This is a genomic window from Azospirillum sp. Marseille-Q6669 (assembly GCF_965111635.1).
The window spans coordinates 2,081,850-2,106,239 of sequence record NZ_CBCOOP010000001.1 but is presented as its reverse complement, the minus strand read 5'-3'; the positions used below and the strand labels follow the sequence as shown (position 1 = coordinate 2,106,239).

The following is a 24,390-nucleotide window of genomic DNA, read 5'->3' as shown; positions in this document are numbered from 1 at the left end:
TCATGCACCTACTCGCCGCCCGCCAGGAAGACCTCGACGCCGGCCCCCAGGCCGTGGATCTGGGGCAGAGTCCGGCGGACCTCGTCGTTCTGTCCTTCTCCGACAGCGACCTGACGGCGCTCGCCGCCTGCTGGAAGCGCCACCGCGACACAATGCCGACCCTCCGGCTGGCGAATCTCGCGCGGCTGGGGCACCCGCTGTCGGTGGATCTCTACGTCGACTCCGTGATCCGCAAGGCGAAGCTGGTCGTGCTGCGCCTGCTCGGCGGGGCGGGCTACTGGCGCTACGGGCTGGACCATGTCGCCGCCGCCTGCCGGGAATCCGGAGTGGCGCTGGCCGTGCTGCCCGGCTGCGCCCAGCCGAACCCCGCCCTGGAAGGCTACGGCACGGTTCCGGCCAAGGCCGCGCAGCGGCTGTGGCGCGGTTTCACCGAGGGCGGGCCGGACAACATGGCCAACCTGCTGGCCTACGCCGCCACTCTGAGCGGGCAGGACCGCCCCTGGCGCGAGCCGGCGCCGGTCCCCCGCTTCGGCGTCTATGAGGGCTGGTCCGGCCACGTCACCGGGCCATGCGCGCCGGTCGTCTTCTACCGCTCCCACCTGCTGGCCGGCGATCTGGAACCGGTGCACGCGCTGTGCGACGCGCTGGCCGCGCGCGGCCTCGCCCCGCTGCCGCTGTTCGTGGCGAGCCTGAAGGAGCCGGACTGCGCCGCCTGGATGCGCGCCACCCTGACCGCCCGCGACGCCGCCGTCGTGATGAACCTGACCGGCTTCTCGGCGGCGCGCGAGGACGGGTCGCCGCTGGAGGCCAACGGCACACCGGTGTTGCAAGCGGTGCTGTCCACCACGCCGGAGGAGGGCTGGCGCGGCTCCGCCCGCGGCATGGGGCCGTCCGACCTCGCCATGAACGTCGTGCTGCCGGAGATGGACGGGCGCATCCTGACCCGTGCCATCGCCTTCAAGGCCGAAGGGGCGCTGGACCCCGACCTGGAGTTCGCTCCGACGCTGATTCGCCCGGTGCCCGACCGGGTGGCCTTCGCCGCCGATCTGGCCGCCGCCTGGGTTCGGCTGGGCGCCACCCCGCGGGCCGGGCGCAAGCTGGCGCTGGTGCTGTCCGACTATCCGGGGCCGGGCGGCGGCATCGGGCACGCGGTCGGCCTCGACACCCCAGCGAGCGTCGTCAGCATCCTGGAGCGGCTGCGCGCCGAGGGCTACGCGCTGGACGGGCTTCCCGCCGGGTCCGCCGCCCTGATGGAGACGCTGACTGGCGGCACGACCGCCGCGCTGAGTTTGGAGGACTACCGCCGCCTCGCCCCCGCCGAGGTCCGTGGCCGCATCGCCGCCACCTGGGGCGACGAGGGGGCCGACCCGCATTCCGACGGCACCGCCTTCCGCTTCACGGTGCTGACCTGCGGCAACGTCGCCGTCGCCGTGCAGCCGAGCCGCGGTCACGGCCCGCTGACCACCACCCAGCACCACGATCCGGAGACGCCACCCAGCCACGGCTATTATGCCTTCCACCTCTGGCTCCGCCATGTTCTGGGCGTCCACGCGCTGGTGCAGGTGGGGGCGCATGGGACGCTGGAATGGCTGCCGGGCAAAGCCGTCGCCCTGTCCGCCGACTGCTGGCCGGAGATCGTCGCCGGTCCCCTGCCCTGCCTCTACCCCTTCATCGTCAACAACCCCGGCGAGGGTGTGCAGGCGCGCCGCCGGCTGGGCGCCGTCCTGATCGGCCATCTGACCCCGTCGCCGGTCGAGGCCGGGCTGCACGGCGACCTTGCCGCGCTTGAAACGGCCATCGATGAATACTCGATGGCGACTGGGCTGGACCCGCGGCGTCTGGGCACGCTGCGGCAGACCATCCTGGACCTCGCCTGGAGTTCCGGCGTCGCCGCCGACTGCAACCTCCGGCCCGACGACGACCCCGACGCCATCCTCAGCCGCCTCGACGCCCATCTCTGCGACATCAAGGAGATGCAGATCCGCGACGGGCTGCATGTCTTCGGCACCACGCCGGAGCCGGAGCGCCGCGCCCGCCTGCTCGCCGCCGTCGCCCGCTTCGGCAAAGCGGAGGAGGTCTCCCCGGCGCTGGACGCCTGCGGCGAAGCCGAGATGGCCGCCTTGCTGGACGGGCTGGACGGGCGCTTCGTGAGACCCGGCCCCGGCGGTTCCCCGGCAAGGGGGCGGGCCGACACGCTGCCCACCGGACGGAACCTCTACGCGCTCGACCCGCGCGGCGTGCCGACGCCGACCGCCTGGACGCTGGGCTGGCAGGCGGCGGACGCGCTGATCACCCGCTACCTGCAGGACCACGGCGACTGGCCGAGGCGGCTGGTGGTGGATTGCTGGGGCACGCCGGCCATGCGCACCGGCGGCGACGAGTTGGCCCAGGCCATGGCCCTGCTCGGCGTGCGCCCTCTGTGGGAGAACGGCTCCGGCCGGGTCACCGGCTTCGAGGTGATGCCGGCCTCCGTCCTCGGCCGTCCGCGCGTGGACGTGACTCTGCGCATCTCCGGCCTGTTCCGCGACGTCTTCCCGCAGCAGATCGCCCTGTTCGATCAGGCCGTCCGCGCCGTGATGGCGGAGGACGAGCCCGACGACGTGAACCCCGTCGCCGCCGCGCTCCGCACCGACCGCGCTGAATTGGAAACCGGCGGCACCCCGGCGGCGGAGGCGGAGCGCTGGGCCAGCGCGCGGGTCTTCGGCGCGGCCCCCGGCGCCTACGGCACGGCGCTGCCCGGCCTGATCGCGCGCGGCGACTGGGCCGCGCGGGCCGACTTCGGCGCCGCCTATCTGGAGGGAAGCTGCCACGCCTACGGCAAGGGGCTGGAGGGCGTGCCGCTGCCCAGCCTGTTCCGCCGCCGCATCGGCGGGGCCGACGCGCTGGTCCACCACCAGGACCAGCGGGAGCACGACGTCCTCTCCACCGACGGCTTCATGCAGTATGAGGGCGGCTTCTCGGCCGCCGCCGCCTTGGTCGACAACGACCCGGCGCTCTATCACCTCGACAGCTCCGAGCCGGAGAGCCTGACCGTCCGCACGCTGGGCGAGGAGATCGCCCGCGTCCTGCGCGGCCGGGCGGCCAACCCGCGCTGGATCGACGGAATGATGCGCCACGGTTACCGCGGCGCCGGGGAGCTGGCGGCGAGCGTGGACACGCTGTTCGCCTTCGCCGCAACCACCACGGCGGTGCGGCCCCATCATTTCGAACAGTTGTACGACGCCTATGTGGACGACCAGCAGGTGTGGGACTTCCTGGCACAGTCCAATCCGGCCGCCGCCCGGCATATCCTGGACCGGTTGACCGAGGCCCTGGAGCGCGGTCTCTGGCACCCACGCCGCAATTCGACGGGCGACGATCTGCGCCGCCGCAAGGAGATGTCCGCATGAGCGCGATCACCCAACGCCGCAATCCACCCCGCCGGCGCGGCACGTGCCCCGGCGTGCTCGCCCCCATGGAGGTCGGCGACGGTCTTCTGGTCCGCGTGCGCGTTCCGGCGGGTGTGCTTCCCGCGGCCTCGGCGACGCGGATCGCGGAACTGGGGCGTCGTTACGGCAACGGTCTGGTCGACCTCAGCCACCGCGGCAACCTGCAACTGCGCGGCGTCGCCACGGCGGACATGGCGGCGCTGATCGCGGAGCTTCGCGCGCTCGGCTACGTCTCGGAGGACGCGGAGAGCGAGGCGGTGCGCAACGTGCTGACCTCCCCGACCGCCGGGCTGGACGGGACGGCGGTGCTGGACGTGCGCCCCTACGCCCTGGCGCTCGATGCCCGGCTGGCGGCCGACCGTGACCTCCAGCGGTTGCCCCCGAAATTCGGCTGGCTGGTCGACGGCGGCGGTCAGGCCACCCTGTCCGACAGCAGCACCGACGTGCGCTTCGACGCGGTGGCCGGGGCGGTGGATGGGGCGGTGGACAGGCCGCTGTTCCGTGTCGGGCTGGGCGGAACGTTGGAGGGTGCCGCGCTGCTGGGCCACTGCCGTCCCGACGATCTGGTCGAGCTTGGGGCGGCGCTGGCGCGGGCCTTCCTGGAGCTTCGCCAGCCTCTGGCCGAGCCGCCGCGGCGCATGGCCGGGCTGGTCAAGGCGCTGGGGGTGGAGGTGTTGCGGGAGCGGGTGGCAGGGCTGCTGTCTTGCCCCTACCCTTCCCATGCTGCGCATGGGCCCCTTCCCTCCCCCGCTGGGCGGGGAGGGAAAATTCTCCCCCGCAAACCTCATTCCCTCCCCCGCCCAGCGGGGGAGGGTCAGGGTGGGGGAAGACGTCGCCGCCCCGACTCTTCCTCGGCCGCCAACCCTCCTGGCTCGGCGTCGCCTTCCCCTTCGGCCGCCTCGACTGCGACAAGCTGGAGGCGCTGGCCGCCCTCACCCAGGAGATCCGCATCACGCCCTGGCGCGCCCTGCTGCTGGCCGCCCCGCAGGAGGGCGCCGCGGAGAAAGCCACCGTCCTCGGTGGCATCCTCGACCACGGTGACATCCGCCTGAAGCTCACCGCCTGCAGCGGCGTCACCGGCTGCGACGTCGGCACCACCGACACCCACGCGGACGGCCTTGCCATCGCCGAGCGCGCGGCGGGCTTGCTGGAGGCGGTGCGGATGGTGCATGTCTCCGGCTGCGCGAAGGGCTGCGCCCATCCCGGCGCGGCGGATGTCACGCTCACCGCGCGGGACGGCGTCTATGACGTCGCGCTGAACGCCGCCCCCGGCGGCACGCCCTGGCGGTCCGGCCTGACGCCGTCCGAGGCCATAAATGCCGTTGCCTCTTTGTCTGGGGCCGATCTGTCTGTTGAGGAGTTGTTCCGTGTCCGCTGAGCCGCTTTACGACTACATCCGCGATGGAGCGGCCATCTACCGCCAGTCCTTCGCCACCATCCGGGCGGAGGCCGACCTGTCGGCGATCCCCGACGACCTGAAAGCGGTGGCGGTGCGCGTCATCCACGCCTGCGGCATGGTGGACGCGGCCCAGGACCTGATGTTCTCCCCCGACGTGGGGACGGCGGCGCGAATGGCTCTGCGTAATGGCGCGGTGATCCTCTGCGACAGCGAGATGGTTGCCCACGGCATCACGCGGGCGCGCCTGCCGGCGGACAACGCGGTCGTTTGCACGCTGCGCGACCCCGCCGTGCCGGAGCTTGCCAAAAAGGTCGAAAACACCCGATCCGCCGCCGCGCTGGAGCTGTGGGTGCCCCGGCTGGCCGGTTCCGTGGTCGCCATCGGCAACGCGCCGACCGCCCTGTTCAAGCTGCTGGAGATGATCCGCGACGGCGCGCCGAAGCCGGCGGCGGTGCTGGGCTTCCCGGTGGGCTTCGTGGGTGCGGCGGAAAGCAAGGACGCGCTGGCCGAGGCGCCCTTCGGCCTGCCCTTCCTGGCGATCAAGGGCCGGCGCGGCGGCAGCGCCATGGCGGCGGCGGCGGTCAACGCCCTGGCGAGCGACGTGGAATGAGCAACGCACCCCATAGCACCGGCACCCTCTACGGCGTCAGCGTCGGCCCCGGCGACCCGGACCTGATGACCGTCCGCGCCATGCGCACCATCGGCGCCTGCCCGGTGGTCGCCTATTTCTGCAAGCGCGGCACCTCCGGACAGGCCCGGCGCATCGCCGACGTCTGCATCACGGCGGAGCACATCGAGCTGCCGATGGTCTATCCGGTGACGGTCGAGTTGCCGCCCAGCCACCCCGACTATGGCCGCCAGATCGAGGCCTTCTTTGACGAGTCCGCCGAGCGGCTGGCCGAGCATCTCGCCGCCGGGCGTTCCATCGCCGCGCTGAACGAGGGCGACGCCTTCTTCTACGGCAGTTTCATGCACCTGTTCCTGCGGCTGGCCTCGCGCTTCCCGACGGAGGTGGTGCCGGGTGTCACGTCGATGATGTGCAGCGCCTCGCTGCTGCCGCGCCCGCTGACGCTGCGCGACGACGTGCTGTCGGTCATCCCCGGCACGCTGGGGGAGGAGGCGCTGCTGCGGGCGCTGCGCAACGCCGACGCCGCGGTCATCATGAAGCTGGGCCAGAACCTGCCGAAGGTCCGCCGCGCCGTCGAGGCCGCCGGGCTGGCCGACCGCGCCTGGTACATCGAGCGGGCGAGCATGGCGGACCAGCGCGTCATGCCCTTCCGCGAGGCACCGGAGACGGCCCCCTACTTCTCGCAGATCGTCATCCCCGGCGAGGGGCTGCGGCGATGACCGCCGATCCGCAGGCCGGATGGTTGAAGGTCGTCGGGCTCGGCCCCGGCACCGAGGACTGGCTGACCCCGGAGGCCCGGCGCGATCTGGCGGAGGCGACCGACCTCGTCGGCTATTTCCCCTATGTGGACCGGGTGCCGCCGGGGCCGCAGGTGCGCCACGCCTCCGACAACCGGGTGGAGTTGGACCGCGCCCGCCATGCCCTCGAACTGGCGGCGGAAGGTCGCCGGGTGGCGGTGGTGTCGGGCGGCGACCCCGGAATCTTCGCTATGGCCGCCGCGGTGTTCGAGGCGCTGGACGACCCCGCCGCGCCCGAGGCATGGCACCGCGTGCCGCTGTCGGTCGATCCCGGCATCTCCGCGATGCAGGCGGCGGCGGCGCGGGCCGGCGCGCCGCTCGGCCATGATTTCTGCGCCATCTCGCTGTCCGACAATCTGAAGCCGTGGGAGGTGGTGCTGAAGCGCCTGCGTCTGGCGGCGGAGGCGGATTTCGTCATTGCGCTCTACAACCCGATCAGCCGCGCCCGCCCCTGGCAGCTCGGCGCCGCCTTCGACGCGCTGCGCGACCTCCGCTCGGCCGAAACGCCGGTGATCCTCGCCCGGGCGGTCGGGCGCCCCGACGAGGCGCTGACCATCACGACGCTGGGCGCGGTGGACGCGGCGCAGGCCGACATGCGGACCTGCGTCATTATCGGCGCGTCGCACACCCGGCTGGTCCCGCGCGAGGGCGCGCAGCCGTGGGTCTACACGCCGCGCAGCTACGGGGTGCGGGGGTGAGAACATTGTCGAAACGGGCCCCCACCCTAACCCTCCCCCGCTGCGCAGGGAAGGGAATCATCTCCTCCCCCTGCTCTCGGCGGACCAAGGTCCGCCTGACGCGTCAGCGCAAGCTACGCTTGCGCGAGAGCGCAGCGGGGGGAGGTCGGGAGGGGGGCTCGACTCTACCGCGCCTCCAGCCATGCCAACGCCGCAGCCGCATCATGCATTTCGGCCACACCATTGCCGGGCGGTCGCTCCACCATCACCACGGGAATCCCCCGGCGGCGCGCCGCCTCCAGCTTCGCTTCCGTAGCGCTCCCGCCGCTGTTCTTGCTGACGATGACATCCACCCGGTGCTTTTCCAGCAGGGCGCATTCCCCCTCCAGCGTGAAGGGGCCGCGGTCGAGGATCAGGCCGTAATCCGGCAGGTTCGGCGCCGGCTCCGGCGGATCGACGGCGCGGATCAGGTAGCGCTTGTCCGGCACCGCCTCGAACGCCGCGACCTCCTGCCGGCCGATGGTCAGGAAGACGTTTCCGCCCAGCGGGCGCAGAGCCTCGGCGGCGGCGGCCATGTCCGGCACGCCGATCCAGCGGTCGCCCTCGCCCGGTTCCCACGGCTTGCGGGTCAGCACCAGCAGCGGCACGCCCACCTGCGCGCAGGCCGCCGCGGCGTTGGCGGAGATCTGGTCAGCGAAGGGATGCGTGGCGTCCACGACCGCACCGACGCCGTTCTCCACGATATGCGCCGCCAGCCCATCCACACCGCCGAAGCCGCCGATGCGGGTCGGCAGGGGCGGCAGAACCGGCTGTTTGGTGCGCCCGGCCAGCGACACCGCCGCGTCGATGCGCGGGTGGCCGCTGAGAAGGCGAGCCAGCGCCGTGGCCTCGGTGGTGCCACCCAGAATCAGCGCCTTCATGCTTGTCCTCCTTGGGGTGCGCCATGACCACCAAAGCCAATAGCACAGGACCGGGGCGTTGGCTGAGCGTCGTCGGTATCGGCGAGGACGGGTGGGACGGACTGTCGCCCGCCGTCCGCGCGCTGGTGGATGGCGCGGACCTGCTGGCCGGCGGCGCCCGCCATCTGGCGCTGGTGCCGGAAACCGCCGGACAGGAGCGGCTGCCCTGGCCCTCCCCCCTGTCGGACGCCTACCCCGCCCTGCTGGCGCGGCGCGGCCAACGCGTCTGCGTGCTGGCGAGCGGCGACCCGTCCTGGTACGGCATCGGCGCCACGCTGTCCAAACTCGTTCCGGTTGAAGAACTTTCCATCGTTCCAGCCCCGTCATCCTTCAGCCTTGCCGCCGCCCGCCTGGGCTGGCCGTTGCAGGACTGCGGCACCCTGACCGTGCACGGACGCCCGCTGGAGCTGGTCATTCCGCATCTGCAACCGGGCGCTCGGCTGCTGGTTCTGTGCTGGGACGGAACGACTCCGGCCAAGCTGGCGGCGCTGCTGACGGCGCGCGGCTTCGGACCGTCGCGCCTGACCGCTCTGGAGTCCATGGGCGGACCGCGCGAGCGCTGCATCGTTGCGACGGCGGAAGAATGGTCGGCGGAGCGGGTGGCCGACCTCAACACGCTGGCGGTGGAGTGCGTCGCCACCCCCGGCGCCCGCGCCCTGCCGCGCACGCCCGGCCTGCCTGATGACTGGTTCGAGCATGACGGCCAGATCACCAAGCGGGAGATCCGCGCCGTCACCCTGTCCTGGCTGGCCCCGCGCCGCGGCGAGCTGCTGTGGGACATCGGCGCCGGCTCCGGGTCCATCGGCGTCGAATGGATGCTGAGCGACCCGACGAACCGCGCCATCGCGGTGGAGCACAAGGCCGACCGCGCCGACCGCATCCCGGCCAACGCTGCCGCCTTCGGCGTGCCGGGGCTGGAGCTGGTGCGTGGCAAGGCGCCGGAGGCGCTGGACGGATTGCCGGCACCGGACGCCGTGTTCATCGGCGGCGGGCTGACCAACGACGGCGTGCTGGACGCCTGCTGGTCGGCGCTGAAGCCCGGAGGACGGATCGTCGCCAACGCCGTGACGCTGGAAAGCGAGGCGATGCTGATCGCCACCCACAAGCGGTTGGGCGGGCAACTGTCGCAGATCGCCGTCAGCCGCGCCGCCCCTATCGGCGGTTTCACCGGCTGGCGCCCGCTGATGCCGGTCACGTTGTGGCTGGCTGAGAAACCGCTGTGACGGCGCATCGCTTCATCGCAGCGGGCATCGGTTGCCGGGCCGGCTGCCCCGGCGCCGAGATCGCCGGGATGCTCCGCGCCGCCTTCGAGGAAGCCGCGCTGGACGAGGCCGCACGCCGCGCCGTGCAACTGGCGGCACCGATGCGCAAGCGCAACGAGGCCGGGGTGGCCGAGGCGGCGCGTCTGCTCGCCCTGCCGCTCCGGTTCGTTGACGATTCAGCGTTGGCGGCGGTTCAGGACCGGGTGCAGACCCGCTCCGCCCGCGTCGAGGCCGCGGTGGGCGTCGCCTCGGTCGCGGAGGCCGCGGCGCTGGCCGCCGCCGGGCCGGGCTCCACCCTTCTGCTGCCGCGCCGTTCCACCCCGCGCGCCACCTGCGCGCTGGCGATTTCTGGGGAAGTTTCCGCATGACCGTGCATTTCATCGGCGCCGGACCGGGCGCCCCCGACCTGCTGACCCTGCGCGGGCGCGACCTGATCGCGTCCTGCCCGGTCTGCCTCTACGCCGGATCGCTGGTGCCGAAGGAGATCATCGCCCACGCCCCGCCGGGCGCCCGGATCGTCGACACCGCCCCGCTGACGCTCGACCAGATCGTCGCCGAGTTCAAGGCGGCGCACGCGGCCGGGCAGGACGTGGCGCGGCTGCATTCCGGCGACCTGTCGGTCTACAGCGCGCTCGGCGAGCAGACGCGGGCGCTGCGCGAACTGGACATTCCCTACGACATCACGCCGGGCGTGCCGGCCTTCGCCGCGGCGTCGGCCGCGCTGGGGCGGGAACTGACCCTGCCGGAGGTCAGCCAGACGCTGATTTTGACACGGACGGAGGGCCGGGCCTCGGCCATGCCGGCGAACGAGACGCTGGAGGTGCTGGGGCGGTCGGGCGCGACGCTGGCCATCCACCTGTCGATCCACGTCATCGACCGGGTGGTGGAGCGGCTGACCCCGCTCTACGGCGCCGACTGCCCGGCGGCGGTGGTCTACCGGGCGAGTTGGCCGGAGGAGCGCGTGCTGCGCGGCACGCTGGCCGACATCGCCGCCCAGGCGGCGGAGTCGCCGATGGAGCGCACCGCCCTGATCCTGGTCGGCCCGGCGCTGGGGGTGGAGGATTTCCGGTGCAGCGCGCTCTATGACGGGTCGCATGTGCGCCGCTACCGGGGGCTGGGCGAGTGAAAAGCTCAGGGCTCTGCCCAGCCGGAACCACCGACGATGGTGCCCTGGCGGTCGGTGACCAGCACCTCGACCGCGACGGGAGCGCCGTCCAGCGTGTCCAGCGCCGTGCGCTGGGCCAGCGCTGCCACGCGGTCGGCCAGCGGCAGGCCGGCCTCCCTGGCGATGCTCAGGACCTGCGCGGCGGTGTTGGCGGCGCGGGCCTCGGCCACGGTGTTGGGGGCAGCGCCCAGCTCGACCATGCGGTCGGCCAGCCAGTCGAGATCGACGCTGCCGCGCTTGGAATGCAGGTCGAGCAGGCCGCGCGCCAGCTTGCCGAACTTGGCGAAGCCGCCGCACAGGGTCAGGCGCGGGATCGGGTGACGCCGCAGGTACTTCAGCGTGCCGCCCGCGAAATCCCCCATGTCGAGCAGCGCGTGCTCGGGCAGGCCGTAGCGCGCGACGACCGCCTTTTCCGAGGTGTCGCCGGTGCAGGCCGCGACGTGGCTCAGCCCCGCCGCCCGCGCCACGTCGACGCCGCGCTGGATCGAGGCGATCCAGGCCGCGCAGGAATAGGGCACGACGATCCCCGTCGTTCCCAGGATCGACAGGCCGCCGAGGATGCCCAGACGCGGGTTCATGGTGCGGCGGGCCAGCGCCTCCCCGTTCTCGACGGAGACTTCGACGACGACGTCGGGAGCCTCGCCGGCCAGCGCCGCGGCCTCCGCGACCGCTTGGCGGATCATCGCGCGGGGCACCGGGTTGATGGCCGGCTCGCCGACGGGGACCGGCAGGCCGGGACGGGTCACCGTGCCCACCCCTTCGCCTGCGCGGAAGACGACGCCCTGGCCCGGTTCGGCGCGGCTGACGCGGGCACGGATCAACGCGCCGTGGGTGACGTCCGGGTCGTCGCCGGCGTCCTTCACCACCCCCGCCGCCGCCCAGCCGTCGCCGCGCTCCGTCCAGGCAAGCGCGAAGGCTGGCGTCTGGCCGCCGGGCAGGGTTACCGTCACCGGATCGGGGAAGTCGCCGGAGAACAGCGCCCCGCAGGCCGCCCGCGCGGCGGCGGTGGCGCAGGCGCCCGTCGTCCAGCCCCGCCGCAGCGCCTTGCCGTCGCCGCCTCCGTCGCCGTTCCTCTCTCCGCCGTCCACACCGTTTTCCGTCGCTGAGTGCTCGTCCATGACCGCAGAGCCGTCGCCCGACTCCCTTTCTCTTCCTCTGGAACTGGCCGACTTCCGGCCCGGCAGCGTGTGGCTGGCGGGGGCCGGTCCCGGCGATCCCGGCCTGCTGACCCTGCTGGCCCTGCAAGGTCTAAGGCAAGCCGACGTGATCGTCCATGACGCGCTGGTCGGCGAACGGATCATGGCGCTGGCGGCGCCCTCGGCAAGGCTGGAGTTCGCCGGGAAGCGCGGCGGCAAGCCCTCCGCCCACCAGGACGACATCACCAACCGCCTGATCGAGCTGGCGCGCGAGGGTCACCGCGTGCTCCGGCTGAAGGGCGGCGACCCCTTCGTCTTCGGGCGCGGCGGGGAGGAGGCGCAGGCCCTGGCCGAGCGGGGCATCCCCTTCCGCATCATCCCCGGCATCACGGCGGGCCTCGCCGGCCCGGCCTACGCCGGCATCCCGGCCACCCACCGCACGGCCAACCAGGCGGTGATCCTGGCGACCGGCCATTCCTGCGCCGGCGGGCCGGACTGGAAGGCCCTGGCCGCGACGGGCGCGCCGCTGATCCTCTACATGGCCTGGAAGGGCCTGCCCGGCATCGCCGCGGCGCTGATGGAGGGCGGGCGGCCCGCCGACACGCCGGTCGGCGTGGTGACCGACGCGACGACCGAGCGGCAGCGCGTGCTGGTCACCTCGCTCGGCGCCTGCGTCGCCGACCTGGAGGCGAGCGGGATGGAACCGCCGGCCATCATCGTGATCGGCGAAGTGGTGCGGCTGCGCCCCGTGCTCGACTGGCTGCCCAAGGAGGCTCCCCATGGCTGAGGCCCCCATGTCTGAGGCTGCACCGCGCGGGCTGATCGTCGGGGCGCCGGCCTCGGGCACCGGCAAGACCACCGTCACGCTGGGACTGTTGGTCGCGCTGAAGGCGCGCGGCCTGCGCGTCGGTGCGGTGAAGGCGGGGCCGGACTACATCGACCCGGCCTTCCATCAGGCGGCGACCGGGCGGCCCAGCGTCAACCTCGACAACTGGGCGATGGGGGCGGACCTGCTGGATTCCCTGGCCCGCCGCGCCGGGGACGGCACCGACCTGCTGGTCTGCGAGGCGCTGATGGGCCTGTTCGACGGGGTGGCGGGCGTCGGGGCGACCGGCACCGGCGCCACCTCCGAACTGGCGGCGCGCACCGGCTGGCCGGTGATCCTGGTGGTCAACGCCAAGGGCCAGTCGCAATCCGCCGCCGCCCTGGTCAAGGGCTTCGCCACCTACCGCGACGATGTGCGGATCGGCGGGGTGATCCTGAACAACATCGCCAGCCCGCGCCACCTCGCCTTGGCCGGCGGCGCCATCGAGGCGCTGGGCATCCCCGTCCTCGGCTCCCTGCCCCGCACCCCCGACGTGATCCTGCCCGAACGCCATCTCGGCTTGATCCAGGCGGAGGAGACGGCAGACCTTCAGGAGCGTCTGGCGGCGCTCGGCCGCTTCATCGCGCAGCATGTCGATCTCGACCGGGTGGCCGCTCTGGCGGCCCCTTCCCGCGCGCCGGAAGGACGTTATGCGCCTGCCCTGCCACCGCTGGGCCAGCGCATCGCCATCGCGCGGGACGCCGCCTTCACCTTCGTCTACCCGCATCTGCTGGAGGGCTGGCACGCGGCGGGCGCCGAGGTGACGCATTTCTCTCCGCTGGCCGACGAGGCACCACCCGACGACGCAGACGCCGTCTATCTGCCCGGCGGCTATCCCGAACTGCACGCCGGACAACTCGCCGCCGCCGGACGCTTCCGCGACGGCATGCACCGCGTCGCCGCCCTCGGGCGCCCGGTCTACGGCGAGTGCGGCGGCTACATGACGCTGGGCGAATCGCTGGAGGACGCGGCGGGCACCACCCACCCGATGCTTGGACTGCTCGGTGTGCGGACCTCCTTCGCCAAGCGCAAGCTGCATCTGGGATACCGGCGCGCCGTCCTGCTGGGCGACACGCCGCTGGGCCGGGCGGGCACCTCGCTGCGCGGGCACGAGTTCCACTACGCCTCGATCCTCGACCGCGGAGCCGACGAACCGCTGGTCACCGCCACGGCGGCGGACGGGTCGGACCTCGGGTCGCTCGGCGGACGGCGCGGCAGCGTCTTCGCCTCGTTCTTCCACGTCATCGCGGCAGACCAATGAGCGATCACGCCTTCGCACCGGAGGAGCGGGACGCGCTCTACAAGGCGATCTTCTCGCGCCGCGACGTGCGCGGGCAGTTCGCCCCCGACCCGGTGCCGGAGGAGGTGCTGACCCGCGTGCTGACCGCCGCGCACCACGCGCCGTCGGTCGGCTTCATGCAGCCGTGGAACTTCATCGTCGTTCAGGACCCGGCGGTGAAGGCGCAGATCCACGCCGACTTCTCCCAGGCCAACGAGGAGGCCGCCGCCCTCTTCACCGGGGAGCGCAAGGCGCTCTACAGCCGCCTGAAGCTGGAAGGCATCCGCGAGGCGCCGGTCAACCTGTGCATCACCTGCGACCGCGAGCGCTCCGGCCCGGTGGTGCTGGGGCGGACGCACATCCCGACCATGGACCTCTATTCCTGCGTCTGCGCGGTGCAGAACCTCTGGCTGGCCGCGCGGGCGGAGGGGCTGGGCGTCGGCTGGGTCAGCATCCTGCACGAGGACCGCCTGCGCGAAGCGCTGGGCATCCCGGAGCGGATCGTCCCGGTGGCCTATCTCTGCCTCGGCTACGTCTCCCATTTCCACGATACGCCGGAACTGGAGAAAGCCGGCTGGCGCAGCCGGCTTCCCCTTGAGGACCTCGTTTTCCGCGACCGCTGGGGCGGGACGACGTAACCGGCGGCCGTCAGGCCCCGAAGCCGCCGTCGATGGTCTGGAACGAGCCGGTGATCATGGCGCCGTGCGGGCCGGCGACGAAAGCGGTCAGTTCGGCGACCTCGCTGGCGTGGGCGTGGCGCTTGATCGCCATGAAGCCGTGCATGGCGGCGGCCATCGGGCCGTCGGCCGGATTCATGTCGCTGTGGGTCGGCCCCGGCTGGATGGCGTTGACGGTGATCCCGCGGTCCCCGAAGTCGCGCGCTAGACCGCGCACCATGCCTTGGACCGCCGCCTTGGTGAGCGCGTAGGCGGCACCACCCGCGAAGGGCATGCGGTCGCCGTTCACCGACCCGATGACGATGATGCGCCCCGGCCCGGTCATGTGGCGCGCCGCCTCGACCGCGGCGTGGTAGGGGCCGCGCACGTTGATGTCGATCATGCGGTCCACCTCGTCGGGGTCGAAGGTCAGCGGATCGCCGATCATGGCGACCCCGGCGTTGACGACCAGCACGTCCAGCGCGCCCCGCCCGGCCACCGTGGCGATCACCGCGTCGCGGTCGGCGCTGTCGGTGCGGATCGCCTCGGACCCGGTCTCTGCGGCCAGCGCCGCGGCGGCGTCCGCCGAGCCGGCGTAGGTGAAGGCGACCTGCCCGCCGCCCGCCGCGAAACGCTGGACGATGGCCTTGCCGATGCCCCGGCTGCCGCCCAGCACCAGGATGTTCTTGCCCGCGAAGTCGCTCATGATCGGTTCCTTGAATTAATGTAGTGACCGCTATATAAAATCACCAAAGGGCATCGCGCAAGGATTTTTTATAGTGGTCGCTACAAAAAAACCGGAGCCGCGCGGACGGCGGCGTTCCTTCGACGTGGACGAGGCGGTGGAAACGGCGATGCGGCTGTTCCACGCCCGCGGTTACGACGCGGTCGGTGTGGCCGAGCTGGGCGCCGAGCTGGGCATCAAGCCGCCGAGCTTCTACGCCGCCTTCGGCAGCAAGGCCGGGCTGTTCGAGCGGGCGCTGCGGCGCTACGCGGCGGGCGAGGCGAACATCTTTGCGCGGGCTCTGGCGGCGGGTGGCGACGTGGCGACGGTGATCGGGCGGACGCTGGCGCTCGCCGCGCAGCTGTATCCCGGCCAGGGTGGGACGGCGGGGTGCCTCGTGCTCGACGGGGCGCGCAACAGCGCCGACCCGGAGGCTCAGGCCCTGGCCGACGCGGCCAAGCAGGAAGGCCGCGCCGCAGTCCGCGACTTCATCGCCACCGAAGCGCCGGACCGCGCCGACGCGCTGGCCGATCTGGTGGTGGTCGCGATGATGGGGATGTCGGCCGCCGCCCGCGACGGCGCGGACCGGGAAAGGCTGGAGCGGGTGGCCGCCATGATGGACCGCGCCTTCCGCCGGGAGCTGTCGGGCGCCTGACGGGTCCCCCCTGCGGAGGAAGGTACAGGATTTCCGTCACGTCTTGGTCCTTACGACTGACCGGCGGGCGGTGCAGGATCAGCGGCAGCCGGGAACCTCCCGCATCCCCACTGAGGACCAACCGCCATGTCCCCGCGTCTCGACTACCACGCAACCGCCCCTGCCGGCATGAAGGCCCTCGCCGACGCGCATGGCTACATCGCCCAGTGCGGGCTTCCGGTCACGCTGATCGATCTCGTGTACCTGCGTGTGTCGCAAATCAACGGCTGCGCCTATTGCATCGATCTGCACAGCCGCGATCTGCTGAAGAACGGCGTCACCATGGACAAGCTGGTGCTGGTGCCGGTCTGGCATGAGGCCGAAACGCTGTTCACCGACCGCGAGCGCGCCGCGCTGCGCTGGGCGGAGACGGTGACGCGGGTGGCCGACACCGCCGTCCCGGATGCGGAGTTCCAGGCGGTGTCGGCCCAGTTCTCCGAGAAGGAAGTGGCCGACCTGACGATCGCCATCGGCCTGATGAACCTCTACAACCGCCTCGCCATCAGCTTCCGCACGGTTCCCGCCGCCGCCCGTTGAGCGCGTTCTTGCAGAGTCAGCCGTGCCGCTTCACCAAGTCGATCAACCGGCGGCAGTCGTCGGACAGGCGCCGTTCCTGCAGATTGGTGATGCCCAGCAGCAGGCCCCGGGGGCGAGCGGCCTCCGGGCCATCGGCGTACCAGGGCGACAGCGGCACCGGAGCGAGGCCGTCCGCCTGCGCCGCCGCGGCGATGGCGATGTCGCGGCTGCCCGGTGGCAAGACCAGCCGGACCGACAGGCTTCCGGACGCCTCCACCGCCATCGGTGACTCCGCCCCCGCGGCGTCGCCCATGGCCGCCAGAAGTGCCTGCTGGCGGACGGCGTAGAGCCGCTTCATCCGGCGCAGATGCCGGAAATAATGCCCGCTCGCCATGAAGTCGGCCACCGCCCGCTGCATCACCGCCGCCGGGGCCGGGGACAGGCAGGCGGCGGCCTCGCCGAAGAGGCCGGCCAGCCCCGGCGGCACCATCAGGAAGCCGAGCCGCAGCGCCGGGCTGATCGTCTTGCTGAAGGTGCCGGCGTGCAGCACCCGCCCATCCCGGTCGAGGGAGGCCAGTGCCGGAGCGGCCCGTCCCTTCAACTGCAGTTCGCTGAGATAGTCGTCCTCGACGATCCATGCCCCGGCTCGCGAGGCCCATTCCAGCAGGGCGAGGCGGCGCTGCAACGTCATGGTCACGCCGAGCGGCGCCTGCTGGCCGGGCGTCACCACGGCCAAGCCCGCCGTCGGCGCTCGTGCGAGTCCCGCATCCACGTCGATCCCGGCGGCGTCCGTCGGCACGGGCACCACGGTCATGCCGGCGAGGTGAAGGGCGCGGCGGGTCAGGGGAAAGCCGGGCTCCTCCATCCAAACGGTGCCGCCGTCCAGCCGCAAGGCCCGAATCACCAGGCCGAGCGCGCCGGAATAGCCCGCCGTGATGCAAATTTGCTCCGGCGTGCAGCGGATGCCGCGGGCGATGGCCAGCACGGCGGCGATCTCGCGCCGCAGATCCGGATGGCCGCGCGGATCGGGATAGCTGACCGGGGCCGCCGCCGCGGCCCGCGCCGCCCGCCCGACGATCCGGGACCACAGCGTGAAGGGAAAGGCGTCCTGCGCCGGCACACCCATCTGGAAGGGCAGCGGCGCCCGCTCGAAATTGGAAAACAGCTCCGGGAAGGACGGGGCCTGGACCGGCCCGCCGGGGGACGGCCCCGCCATGGCCCCCTCGGCCACCCGCGTCCCCGCGGCGCCCAAGCCGACCGCAAGCTGTTCGTCGATCAGCCGCTCATAGGCGTCGCGCACCGTCCCACGGGACACTCCGAGTTGCACGGCCAGATCCCGCCAGGACGGCAACCGCGCCCCTCCGGCCAGCCGGCCATTGCGGATGGCGTCGCGCAAGGCGGCGTGGATTTGAGCGGACAGCGGAACCTTCGCGGTCCGGCTGAGGGCGATATCCAGGGCTTCCGGCGGCGGCAGGGCGGGCATGGGCCGCAGGATAGCGCAAGCTTGCCCATCCGCAATCCACCGCAAGCTTCCTGGATTGCCCGCCGGCAGGCACCCGGGTGTCCGGCGCGCCGTGGACGAAAAAAAGGCCGGAGCAACCGCTCCGGCCTTGAGTCTAGGGAGGAAACGCCCCGAGAATGGGCTGGCGGAGAATAGGGGCACCCCTTTCAAACTGGTATTACCAATCCGGAATGGGTGCGGTGCAGCATCCGCATAGGCCAATAATTCCCTGTGAATAGTATGGTTTTTTTTGGCCTTTCCGCTTTCCCCTATGGTGTCAGTGTGCCGTCCCGTCGTGGAACGGGGCGATTTGTCATCCTCGGTACAGCTTCACCACCGACGCGCGAACGCGCATAATCCGGCGCGGAACCGGGGGTGCGGCCCGCAGCGGCGATGGCCGTGCGGGCGCTGTATGGGGAACGACGGCATGGGATTCGGCAGGGGCGTCTGGCTGCGCCCGGTGGTCGCGCTGCTTCTCGGGATTCTGACCAACGGGATTTCGGCCGGCGAACCCGCGTGGGCGGACCCCACCCGCTTCACCATTCTCTACGCCCACAGCACGACCGAGTTGGAGGACGTGCAGGGACGCGGCGGCATTGCCCGGCTCGCCACGCTGGTCCACCAGGAACGGGCGGCGGGCGCCACCGTGCTGGTCCTGCACGGCGGGCAGGCGCTCGCCCCTTCCGTCCTGTCCTTCTACGACCAGGGGGCGCACGTCATCGACCTGCTGAACGGGGTCGGCATCGACGCCATGGCGGCGCTGAACCGGGAATTCCATCACGGCGACGATGTGCTGATGACACGCGCCTTCGAAGCGAACTTCCCCATGGTCGTCTCCAACGCGGCGGACCGCCAGACCGGCAAGCCGCTGGACGGGCTGGAGGACCGCGCGATGCTGAACGCCGGGCCGGTGCGCGTCGGGGTGCTGGCCGCGGCACCGGCGCGGACGGGAGAGATCACCCGCTCGCCGCGCACCGACTTCCTGCCGCCGGGTCCGGTGCTGGCCCGGAAGGCGAAGGACCTGCGCAACGCCGGGGCCGATCTGGTGGTGGCGCTGACCGGCGATTCCGGCGGCACCCACCGCGACGTGATCGCCTCCGGCGCCGCCGACATCGTGCTCTACCAGGACCGCGGGCGGGTGGTCGCCGTGGAATACGACGGCAAGACCCTGAACGCGACGGTCGAGCCGCAGGCCGCCTGGGTGCTGGCCCTGGACATCACCGCCGAGAAGGTGACCAAGGGCGACGCCACGCGCACGGTGTGGAGCAGCGGCGTGCGCGCCATCGACACCGCCACCGTGGCGCCGGACCCGGCGCTGGACGCGCAGGCCAAGGCCTATCGCGCGCGGCTGGACAGCATGCTGGGCATGCAGGTGGGCCGTCTGGACGCCCCCATCGACACGCGGCGCGAAGCGGTCCGCGCCAGCGAGAACGCCTTCGCCAACACCGTCGCCGATTCGCTGCGCGAGGCGATGGAGGCCGACGTGGCGCTGATCAACGGCGGCTCCTTCCGCGGCGACCGCGCCTATGCGGCGGGCACGGTGTGGACGCGCCGGGACATCCAGACCGAATTTCCCTTCCACGACACCGCCGTGCTGATCGAGGTCACCGGGCAGCAATTGCGCGACGCGCTGGAGTTCGGCTTCTCCGGAATCGAGCAGTTGCAGGGCCGTTTCCCGCACCTGTCCAACGCCCGCGTCATCGTCGACCCGTCGCGCCCGCCCGGCCAGCGGGTAATGGCGCTGACGGTGGGCGGCAAGCCGGTGGAGCCGACGGCCCGCTTCCGGCTGGCCACCGGCAGCTACCTCGCCAACGGCGGGGACGGCTATGCGATGCTGACCACCGCCCCGCGGCTGGTGGACGACCGGGACGCCGATTTCGTCTCGACCATCCTGGCCAGCCGGATCGCCCGCACGGGCAGCTTCGCGCCGCGGCTCGACGGTCGCCTGACGGTTCAGCGGTAGCCGCGGAATGGACGCCACGCCGCCCTCCGCCGACCGCACCGATGCCACCGCGCCCCTGCGCCGGCGCCGTGGTGCGCGCGCCGGCATCGTGCTGCGCATCTCCATCGGCCTGACCATCATGACGATGCTGGTCCTGCTGGTCGGCGTCGTGTCGCTGTCCTCCTTCCAGCAGTTCCGGGGGGAGGTGTCGGTGCTGTCCACCACCACCCTGCCGAAGGTCATCACCAGCGCGGAGCTGCGCGGCTCGCTCCAGAAGCTGGTCGCCCGCCTGCCCGTCCTGGCCGGCGCGGCCACCACCCCGCAGCGCCGGGCCATCTACGACGAACTCATCAGCGAACTGGAGTTCCTGAGGAAGCTGGTGGAGCGCATGCGGGACCTCCACCAGCAAGGCGAGCCGGGCGGCGACGGCGAAAGCGACGAGTTGCGGCTTCTGGAACAGGCCCAGTCCACCCTGCTGATCCTGGCGGCGACGGTGGCCGACCTGAACGCCGAGGTCGGACGGCAGATCGAGGCCGGTGCCCGCCAAGCGGAGGCGATCCGCGCCCTGGCCCAGCTCGCCGACGCGCTGGAGCGATTGCCGGGCGCGGAACCCGGAACCGGACCGGCCACGGCGGCGCCCGGCGGGGGCGGAACGCTGGGAGCCTGGGCGGTTCGGGCGGGCGCGCTGATGGCCCGGGCCGCCGGGGCGATGCAGACGGACCACCTCAACCGGCTGCGGGTGGAGCGCCGCAACGCGGAGCACACGCTGGCCGAGCTGGGCCGCCTGGCGGCCGCCACGCCCGAGCCGGAGGGCTCCGCCATGGAGCGCATCCGGGCCGACCTCGCCGCGATCCTGGTGGCGCCGGAGGGACTGTTCGACAGCTCCGCCGAACGGCTCCAGGCGCGCAACCGCGCCCAGGCGCTGTCCGGCCAGTCGCGCGTCCTGGTGGAGACGGTGGACCGCTTCACGCTGGCCCTGTTCGACGCCATCCACGACCAATCCACCGACCGCACCGGCGATCTGGCGGCGATGATCCAGGAGCGCTCGCGCATGGTGATGGTGCTGGGCGGCGCCTCCATCCTGCTGGCCATCCTCGTCCATCTCTTCTTCCGGCGCTTCCTGACCTCGCGGCTGGTCGCGCTGAACGGCGCGGTGCTGGCCCGGCTGTCCGGCAGCGACGCGACGGTGCCGGTGGAGGGCAACGACGAGATCACCGACATCGCCGCCTCCATCCGCTACTTCATCGACGAGATCGACCGGCGCCAGATGGATCTAGCCGACAACGAGCGGCGGTTCCGCGACCTCGTCGAAGGCTCCATCCAGGGCATCATCATCCACCGCGATTTCCGTCCGCTCTACGCCAACGAGGCGTTCCTGCAGATGCTGGGGAGCAGCCTGGACCGGGCGTTGCGGGTGCGGTCGGTGCTCGACTTCATCGCGGAGGACAGCCGGCCGCTGGTCGAGGACAACTACCGGCACATCGTCGCCACCGGCCTGCCCAGCGAGCGGCGGCGGCTGCGCGCCCGCCGGCTCGACGGATCGGAGCGCTGGATCGAGCTGACCAGCCGCCGCATCGATTGGAAGGGGGAGACCGCCGTCCAGTCCATCGTCGTGGACGTGACCCGCGAGGTCGAGGCCGAAGCGGCGCTCCGCCGGTCCCGCGATTCGGCCGAACAGGCGCTGCGCGAGTTGAAGGAGACCCAGGCCAGCCTGATCCAGGCGGAGAAGATGGCGTCGCTCGGCCAGCTCGTCGCCGGGGTGGCGCACGAGGTGAACACGCCCATCGGCATCACCATCACCGGCGCCTCGCAGCTTGCCCTGCAGTTCGAGGAGCTGACCCGGCAGCTCGCCGCCGGGGCCATCAAGAAGTCGGAGTTCCAGCGCTTCCTGGCCGACGGCGGCGAGATGGCCCGCCTGATCCTGTCCAACAGCACGCGCGCCGCCGATCTGGTGCAGAGCTTCAAGATGGTCGCGGTGGACCAGTCCAGCGACGAGCGGCGGCGGTTCGAGCTGAAGACCTACATCGGCGAGCTGTTGCGCAGCCTGCGCCCGACCTACAAGGACGTCGGCGGGCTGGACATCGTCGTGGACAGCCCCGACGAGCTGGAACTGGACGGCTATCCCGGTGCCCTGTCGCAGATTTTGACGAACCTCGTCCTCAACGCGCTGGCTCACGCCTTCACGCCGCACCATCCGGGCCGGCTGACCATTGCCGCCCGCCTGCTGCCGCAGGATCAGGTGGAGCTGACGGTGGCCGACGACGGGCTGGGCATCCCGTCGGACATCCTGCCGAAGATCTTCGACCCCTTCTTCACCACCCGCCGCGGCAACGGGGGCAGCGGGCTGGGGCTGCACATCGTCTACAACCTCGTCACCGGCACCTTGCGCGGAACCATCACCGTGCAGAGCATCCCCGGCGAAGGCACCCGCTTCACCCTGCGCTTCCCGCGCGTCACCCCGACGGCGGGGACAAGCGTGGGAAAGGCGGAATTGGTGTGATCCGGCGTCGCTCCGGAGATCGGGGTCAGCGCACCTCGCCCTCGAACCAGTGTCGGCCCTTGCGGTCCTCGACCTCGATCACCCACACGTCGGGGTCGTAGCGGGTCTGGCGGGCGATGTAGGCGTCCGCCGTCGCCTCGTCCACCGGTTCGGCACCGGTGCCGCGCGACCAGCGCAGCCGCTCCTCGTCGCGCACCTGGACCAGCACGCTGAAGGTCCGGTCCAGCCGGTTCAGTTTCAGGATGACCGTGCCTCGGCTGGGGTCCCCCTTGCGCAGAACCATCATCGTGACGCCCTCGGCATCGGCGGCGCGGATGTGCGCCATCACCCAGAGGTGAGTCGGCAGACGGTCGTCCATGGAAATCCTCGCTCCGGGAAGGTCCGGGGGCTCGCCTTCGGCAAGGCCCCGGTGTAGACAACGGGCATGGCGACACTCCTGGACGTTCTCGACGCCGCCGTCAACCACCACATGGCCGGGCGCCTCGCCGAGGCGGCGCAGGATTACCGCGTCGTGCTGGCGGTGGAGCCGGCGCAGCCGGACGCCCTGCATCTGCTCGGCGTGGCGGAGGCCCAGCGCGGCGTCCACGCCGCCGCTGCGGCGCTGATCGCCCGCTCGTTGCGGCTCCGCCCCGACGCGGCGGCTCCCTGGGGCAACCTCGGCGGCGCCCTGCGTGCGCTCGGCGCGGCGGAGCGGGCCGACGCCGCGCTGGCCCGCGCCCTGGTCCTCGACCCGGCTTCGCCCGATGCCCTGACGAACCTGGGTTCGGTGCGCCACGCGCTGGCCGATTATCCGGCCGCGCTGGCGTGGCTGGAACGCGCCGAACGGCTGCGCCCCGGCCAACCGGACACCGCGCTCAACCGCGGCGTCGTGCTGCGCGACGCGCGACGCTTCGCGGAGTCCGACACCTGCCTGGACGCCCTGCTGGCCTCCCGGCCCGACCATGCCGACGCGCATCTGGCGCGCGCGGTCAGCCGGCTGGTGCGGGGCGACCTGCGCGCCGGATGGGACGAATTCGAGTGGCGCCCGCGCCGCCTGCCCGCCCCGCCCTGGGCCGGAGAGCCGCTCGACGGCCGGCGCGTCCTCCTGCACGCCGAGCAGGGATTCGGCGACACCATCCAGTTCGCCCGCTACGCCCCGCTGGTGGCGCGCGCCGGGGGCCGGGTGATCCTGGACGTGCATCCGTTGCAGTTCCGTCTGCTGCGCTCGCTGGGACCGGAGATCCAGGTGCTGGTGCGCGGCCCCGCCCCGGCGCCGCACGACCTGCACTGCCCACTGATGAGCCTGCCGCGCGCCTTCGGCACCGATCTGGCGAGCGTCCCCGCTCCTCCCGCCTACCTCGCCGCCGAGGCGGACGAGGTGGAGCGCTGGGGCCGCCGGATCGCCGAAGTTGATACGGGGGCGGGGTCCGGACCACGCGTCGGCCTCGTCTGGGCGGGCAACCCGAACCACCGCAACGACCGCAACCGCTCCATCCCCGTCGAGCGGCTGGCCCCGCTGCTCGACGCGCCGGGCCTCCGTCTGTTCAGCCTGCAGACCGGCGATGCCAAAGCGGCCCGCCCCGCCACCCTGCCCGACCTGACCGCGGGCATCCGCGACTTCGCCGACAGCGCGGCCATCCTGGCCAATCTGGACCTCGTCATCGCGGTCGACACGGCGACCATCCATCTGGCGGGCGCGCTCGGCGTGCCGGCGTGGCTGCTGCTGCCCTACGCGCCGGATTGGCGCTGGCTGCTCGACCGCGCGGACAGCCCCTGGTACCCGTCGCTGCGCCTGTTCCGCCAGCCCAGCCCCGGCGACTGGGACAGCGTCCTGCGCGCCGTCGCCGCGGCGTTGGAGCGGTTCACCGCCGCTCAGTTGGCGCCGCAGAAGCAGTTGTAGGGATCGTCCCCGCTCCAGGCCGGACGGGTGGACGAGAGAGGGCTTGCAACGGGCAACGCCGGCATCTCCGCCGCCAGCAGGGTGGCGTTGAAGGTGGCCACATCGAAGGACTGCGGGTCCGGAAGATCGAAGCGGAGCGGCGCGCCGCTCAGCGCGTGCCCCAGAAGGGCAGCCCCCAGCAACGGTATCAGAAATTGCTCCACACGGTCCAAGCCGCCCTCCCCCGGCGGCCTCACCGCCGGCGTGTGTCCCGTTTGCTCTCCTCCCTTCTACCGCAGCCCCGGTCCGGCCACGCCCTGTCCTTAGGTCATATCGATCGGACAGGAGCTTTCTTCCCTCCCCCGCACAGGCAGCTAGGCCAATTTTTCCCAGCGCGCGGCAAA

General features: G+C 72.2%; 23 protein-coding genes. 17 read left to right on the top strand and 6 right to left on the bottom strand.

All coding sequences use genetic code 11. The features are described from left to right. The first annotated feature begins 2 nt into the window (after positions 1-2). The 6 genes from cobN (at position 3) to cobJ (ending at position 6,950) form a co-directional block, all read left to right on the top strand. Positions 3-3,389, top strand: coding sequence for a cobaltochelatase subunit CobN (cobN, locus tag ACWPXE_RS09290; protein WP_454017580.1), 3,387 nt, complete (start codon positions 3-5; stop codon positions 3,387-3,389). Next, positions 3,386-4,480 carry a hypothetical protein gene (locus ACWPXE_RS09285; protein ID WP_454017579.1) on the top strand — a complete coding sequence of 365 codons (1,095 nt, stop codon included), beginning with the start codon at positions 3,386-3,388 and terminating at the stop codon, positions 4,478-4,480. Before cobN ends, ACWPXE_RS09285 begins: the two co-directional genes overlap by 4 nt. 110 nt (positions 4,481-4,590) lie before the next feature. Beyond that, positions 4,591-4,806 (top strand): hypothetical protein, encoded by a 216-nt coding sequence (locus ACWPXE_RS09280; RefSeq protein ID WP_454017578.1) that lies wholly within the window; start codon positions 4,591-4,593, stop codon positions 4,804-4,806. Next, on the top strand, positions 4,796-5,437 hold the full coding sequence (locus ACWPXE_RS09275) for a precorrin-8X methylmutase (RefSeq protein WP_454017577.1): 642 nt from the start codon (positions 4,796-4,798) through the stop codon (positions 5,435-5,437). The genes ACWPXE_RS09280 and ACWPXE_RS09275 overlap by 11 nt, the downstream gene beginning before the upstream one ends. Then, the gene (locus ACWPXE_RS09270; protein WP_454017576.1) at positions 5,434-6,174 is read left to right on the top strand and encodes a precorrin-2 C(20)-methyltransferase; all 741 of its coding nucleotides are present in this window, start codon (positions 5,434-5,436) and stop codon (positions 6,172-6,174) included. The genes ACWPXE_RS09275 and ACWPXE_RS09270 overlap by 4 nt, the downstream gene beginning before the upstream one ends. Beyond that, positions 6,171-6,950: a precorrin-3B C(17)-methyltransferase gene (gene cobJ, locus ACWPXE_RS09265; RefSeq protein WP_454017575.1), complete on the top strand. Its 780-nt coding sequence runs from the start codon at positions 6,171-6,173 to the stop codon at positions 6,948-6,950. The genes ACWPXE_RS09270 and cobJ overlap by 4 nt, the downstream gene beginning before the upstream one ends. Positions 6,951-7,114: 164 nt before the next feature. On the opposite strand, the gene ACWPXE_RS09260 is transcribed toward cobJ, so the two are convergent. Beyond that, a complete protein-coding gene (locus tag ACWPXE_RS09260) occupies positions 7,115-7,849 on the bottom strand; it encodes a cobalt-precorrin-6A reductase (protein ID WP_454017574.1) in 735 nt (244 codons plus the stop codon). A 23-nt stretch (positions 7,850-7,872) separates the two neighbouring features. On the opposite strand from ACWPXE_RS09260, the gene cbiE reads away from it, so the two are divergent. Genes cbiE through cobM form a run of 3 tightly spaced genes read left to right on the top strand, consistent with a single transcriptional unit; the run spans position 7,873 to position 10,276 of the window. Next, the gene (gene cbiE / locus ACWPXE_RS09255; RefSeq protein ID WP_454017573.1) at positions 7,873-9,111 is read left to right on the top strand and encodes a precorrin-6y C5,15-methyltransferase (decarboxylating) subunit CbiE; all 1,239 of its coding nucleotides are present in this window, start codon (positions 7,873-7,875) and stop codon (positions 9,109-9,111) included. Next, a complete protein-coding gene (locus ACWPXE_RS09250) occupies positions 9,108-9,518 on the top strand; it encodes a cobalamin biosynthesis protein (RefSeq protein ID WP_454017572.1) in 411 nt (136 codons plus the stop codon). Before cbiE ends, ACWPXE_RS09250 begins: the two co-directional genes overlap by 4 nt. Further along, positions 9,515-10,276, top strand: coding sequence for a precorrin-4 C(11)-methyltransferase (gene cobM, locus ACWPXE_RS09245; protein ID WP_454017571.1), 762 nt, complete (start codon positions 9,515-9,517; stop codon positions 10,274-10,276). Before ACWPXE_RS09250 ends, cobM begins: the two co-directional genes overlap by 4 nt. Positions 10,277-10,281: 5 nt before the next feature. Here cobM and ACWPXE_RS09240 read toward each other — a convergent pair whose 3' ends face one another. Beyond that, positions 10,282-11,433 (bottom strand): cobalt-precorrin-5B (C(1))-methyltransferase, encoded by a 1,152-nt coding sequence (locus tag ACWPXE_RS09240; protein ID WP_454017570.1) that lies wholly within the window; start codon positions 11,431-11,433, stop codon positions 10,282-10,284. Between ACWPXE_RS09240 and cobA the strand changes: the two genes are divergently transcribed. The 3 genes from cobA to bluB are packed head-to-tail and all read left to right on the top strand — an operon-like array spanning position 11,432 to position 14,233. Further along, on the top strand, positions 11,432-12,238 hold the full coding sequence (cobA, locus tag ACWPXE_RS09235; protein WP_454017569.1) for a uroporphyrinogen-III C-methyltransferase: 807 nt from the start codon (positions 11,432-11,434) through the stop codon (positions 12,236-12,238). The genes ACWPXE_RS09240 and cobA overlap by 2 nt on opposite strands. Beyond that, a complete protein-coding gene (locus ACWPXE_RS09230; RefSeq protein WP_454017568.1) occupies positions 12,231-13,577 on the top strand; it encodes a cobyrinate a,c-diamide synthase in 1,347 nt (448 codons plus the stop codon). Before cobA ends, ACWPXE_RS09230 begins: the two co-directional genes overlap by 8 nt. Then, positions 13,574-14,233, top strand: a complete 660-nt coding sequence (bluB, locus tag ACWPXE_RS09225; RefSeq protein ID WP_454017567.1) for a 5,6-dimethylbenzimidazole synthase — start codon at positions 13,574-13,576, stop codon at positions 14,231-14,233. Before ACWPXE_RS09230 ends, bluB begins: the two co-directional genes overlap by 4 nt. A gap of 10 nt (positions 14,234-14,243) precedes the next feature. On the opposite strand, the gene bdcA is transcribed toward bluB, so the two are convergent. Further along, a complete protein-coding gene (gene bdcA, locus ACWPXE_RS09220; protein WP_454017566.1) occupies positions 14,244-14,957 on the bottom strand; it encodes an SDR family oxidoreductase in 714 nt (237 codons plus the stop codon). Between the two features lie 73 nt (positions 14,958-15,030). Between bdcA and ACWPXE_RS09215 the strand changes: the two genes are divergently transcribed. Both ACWPXE_RS09215 and ACWPXE_RS09210 read left to right on the top strand, forming a co-directional pair. Further along, complete coding sequence (locus ACWPXE_RS09215) at positions 15,031-15,630, top strand: helix-turn-helix domain-containing protein (RefSeq protein WP_454017565.1); 600 nt, start codon at positions 15,031-15,033, stop codon at positions 15,628-15,630. 126 nt (positions 15,631-15,756) lie between these two features. Further along, positions 15,757-16,206 carry a carboxymuconolactone decarboxylase family protein gene (locus ACWPXE_RS09210; protein ID WP_454017564.1) on the top strand — a complete coding sequence of 150 codons (450 nt, stop codon included), beginning with the start codon at positions 15,757-15,759 and terminating at the stop codon, positions 16,204-16,206. 16 nt (positions 16,207-16,222) lie between these two features. Here ACWPXE_RS09210 and pdxR read toward each other — a convergent pair whose 3' ends face one another. Continuing rightward, complete coding sequence (gene pdxR / locus ACWPXE_RS09205) at positions 16,223-17,668, bottom strand: MocR-like pyridoxine biosynthesis transcription factor PdxR (RefSeq protein ID WP_454017563.1); 1,446 nt, start codon at positions 17,666-17,668, stop codon at positions 16,223-16,225. A 445-nt stretch (positions 17,669-18,113) separates the two neighbouring features. Here pdxR and ACWPXE_RS09200 point away from each other — a divergent pair, with 445 nt between their 5' ends. Further along, the gene (locus ACWPXE_RS09200; protein WP_237905708.1) at positions 18,114-19,649 is read left to right on the top strand and encodes a bifunctional metallophosphatase/5'-nucleotidase; all 1,536 of its coding nucleotides are present in this window, start codon (positions 18,114-18,116) and stop codon (positions 19,647-19,649) included. A 7-nt stretch (positions 19,650-19,656) separates the two neighbouring features. Beyond that, on the top strand, positions 19,657-22,128 hold the full coding sequence (locus ACWPXE_RS09195; RefSeq protein WP_454017562.1) for an ATP-binding protein: 2,472 nt from the start codon (positions 19,657-19,659) through the stop codon (positions 22,126-22,128). A gap of 25 nt (positions 22,129-22,153) precedes the next feature. On the opposite strand, the gene ACWPXE_RS09190 is transcribed toward ACWPXE_RS09195, so the two are convergent. Further along, a complete protein-coding gene (locus tag ACWPXE_RS09190) occupies positions 22,154-22,486 on the bottom strand; it encodes a DUF1491 family protein (protein WP_014197577.1) in 333 nt (110 codons plus the stop codon). Between the two features lie 66 nt (positions 22,487-22,552). On the opposite strand from ACWPXE_RS09190, the gene ACWPXE_RS09185 reads away from it, so the two are divergent. Further along, positions 22,553-24,007: a tetratricopeptide repeat protein gene (locus tag ACWPXE_RS09185; RefSeq protein WP_454017561.1), complete on the top strand. Its 1,455-nt coding sequence runs from the start codon at positions 22,553-22,555 to the stop codon at positions 24,005-24,007. Here ACWPXE_RS09185 and ACWPXE_RS09180 read toward each other — a convergent pair. Continuing rightward, on the bottom strand, positions 23,980-24,210 hold the full coding sequence (locus ACWPXE_RS09180) for a hypothetical protein (RefSeq protein WP_454017921.1): 231 nt from the start codon (positions 24,208-24,210) through the stop codon (positions 23,980-23,982). The genes ACWPXE_RS09185 and ACWPXE_RS09180 overlap by 28 nt on opposite strands. Positions 24,211-24,390 lie beyond the last annotated feature (180 nt).

Excerpts from the sequence above, each read along its gene's own strand:
- cobN (WP_454017580.1), top strand. The coding sequence starts at position 3 with ATGCACCTACTCGCCGCCCGCCAGGAAGACCTCGACGCCGGCCCCCAG.
- ACWPXE_RS09285 (WP_454017579.1), top strand. The coding sequence starts at position 3,386 with ATGAGCGCGATCACCCAACGCCGCAATCCACCCCGCCGGCGCGGCACG.
- ACWPXE_RS09280 (WP_454017578.1), top strand. The coding sequence starts at position 4,591 with ATGGTGCATGTCTCCGGCTGCGCGAAGGGCTGCGCCCATCCCGGCGCG.
- ACWPXE_RS09270 (WP_454017576.1), top strand. The coding sequence starts at position 5,434 with ATGAGCAACGCACCCCATAGCACCGGCACCCTCTACGGCGTCAGCGTC.
- cobJ (WP_454017575.1), top strand. The coding sequence starts at position 6,171 with ATGACCGCCGATCCGCAGGCCGGATGGTTGAAGGTCGTCGGGCTCGGC.
- ACWPXE_RS09260 (WP_454017574.1), bottom strand. The coding sequence starts at position 7,849 with ATGAAGGCGCTGATTCTGGGTGGCACCACCGAGGCCACGGCGCTGGCT.
- cbiE (WP_454017573.1), top strand. The coding sequence starts at position 7,873 with ATGACCACCAAAGCCAATAGCACAGGACCGGGGCGTTGGCTGAGCGTC.
- cobM (WP_454017571.1), top strand. The coding sequence starts at position 9,515 with ATGACCGTGCATTTCATCGGCGCCGGACCGGGCGCCCCCGACCTGCTG.
- cobA (WP_454017569.1), top strand. The coding sequence starts at position 11,432 with ATGACCGCAGAGCCGTCGCCCGACTCCCTTTCTCTTCCTCTGGAACTG.
- ACWPXE_RS09240 (WP_454017570.1), bottom strand. The coding sequence starts at position 11,433 with ATGGACGAGCACTCAGCGACGGAAAACGGTGTGGACGGCGGAGAGAGG.
- ACWPXE_RS09230 (WP_454017568.1), top strand. The coding sequence starts at position 12,231 with ATGGCTGAGGCCCCCATGTCTGAGGCTGCACCGCGCGGGCTGATCGTC.
- bluB (WP_454017567.1), top strand. The coding sequence starts at position 13,574 with ATGAGCGATCACGCCTTCGCACCGGAGGAGCGGGACGCGCTCTACAAG.
- bdcA (WP_454017566.1), bottom strand. The coding sequence starts at position 14,957 with ATGAGCGACTTCGCGGGCAAGAACATCCTGGTGCTGGGCGGCAGCCGG.
- ACWPXE_RS09210 (WP_454017564.1), top strand. The coding sequence starts at position 15,757 with ATGTCCCCGCGTCTCGACTACCACGCAACCGCCCCTGCCGGCATGAAG.
- pdxR (WP_454017563.1), bottom strand. The coding sequence starts at position 17,668 with ATGCCCGCCCTGCCGCCGCCGGAAGCCCTGGATATCGCCCTCAGCCGG.
- ACWPXE_RS09200 (WP_237905708.1), top strand. The coding sequence starts at position 18,114 with ATGGGATTCGGCAGGGGCGTCTGGCTGCGCCCGGTGGTCGCGCTGCTT.
- ACWPXE_RS09195 (WP_454017562.1), top strand. The coding sequence starts at position 19,657 with ATGGACGCCACGCCGCCCTCCGCCGACCGCACCGATGCCACCGCGCCC.
- ACWPXE_RS09190 (WP_014197577.1), bottom strand. The coding sequence starts at position 22,486 with ATGGACGACCGTCTGCCGACTCACCTCTGGGTGATGGCGCACATCCGC.
- ACWPXE_RS09185 (WP_454017561.1), top strand. The coding sequence starts at position 22,553 with ATGGCGACACTCCTGGACGTTCTCGACGCCGCCGTCAACCACCACATG.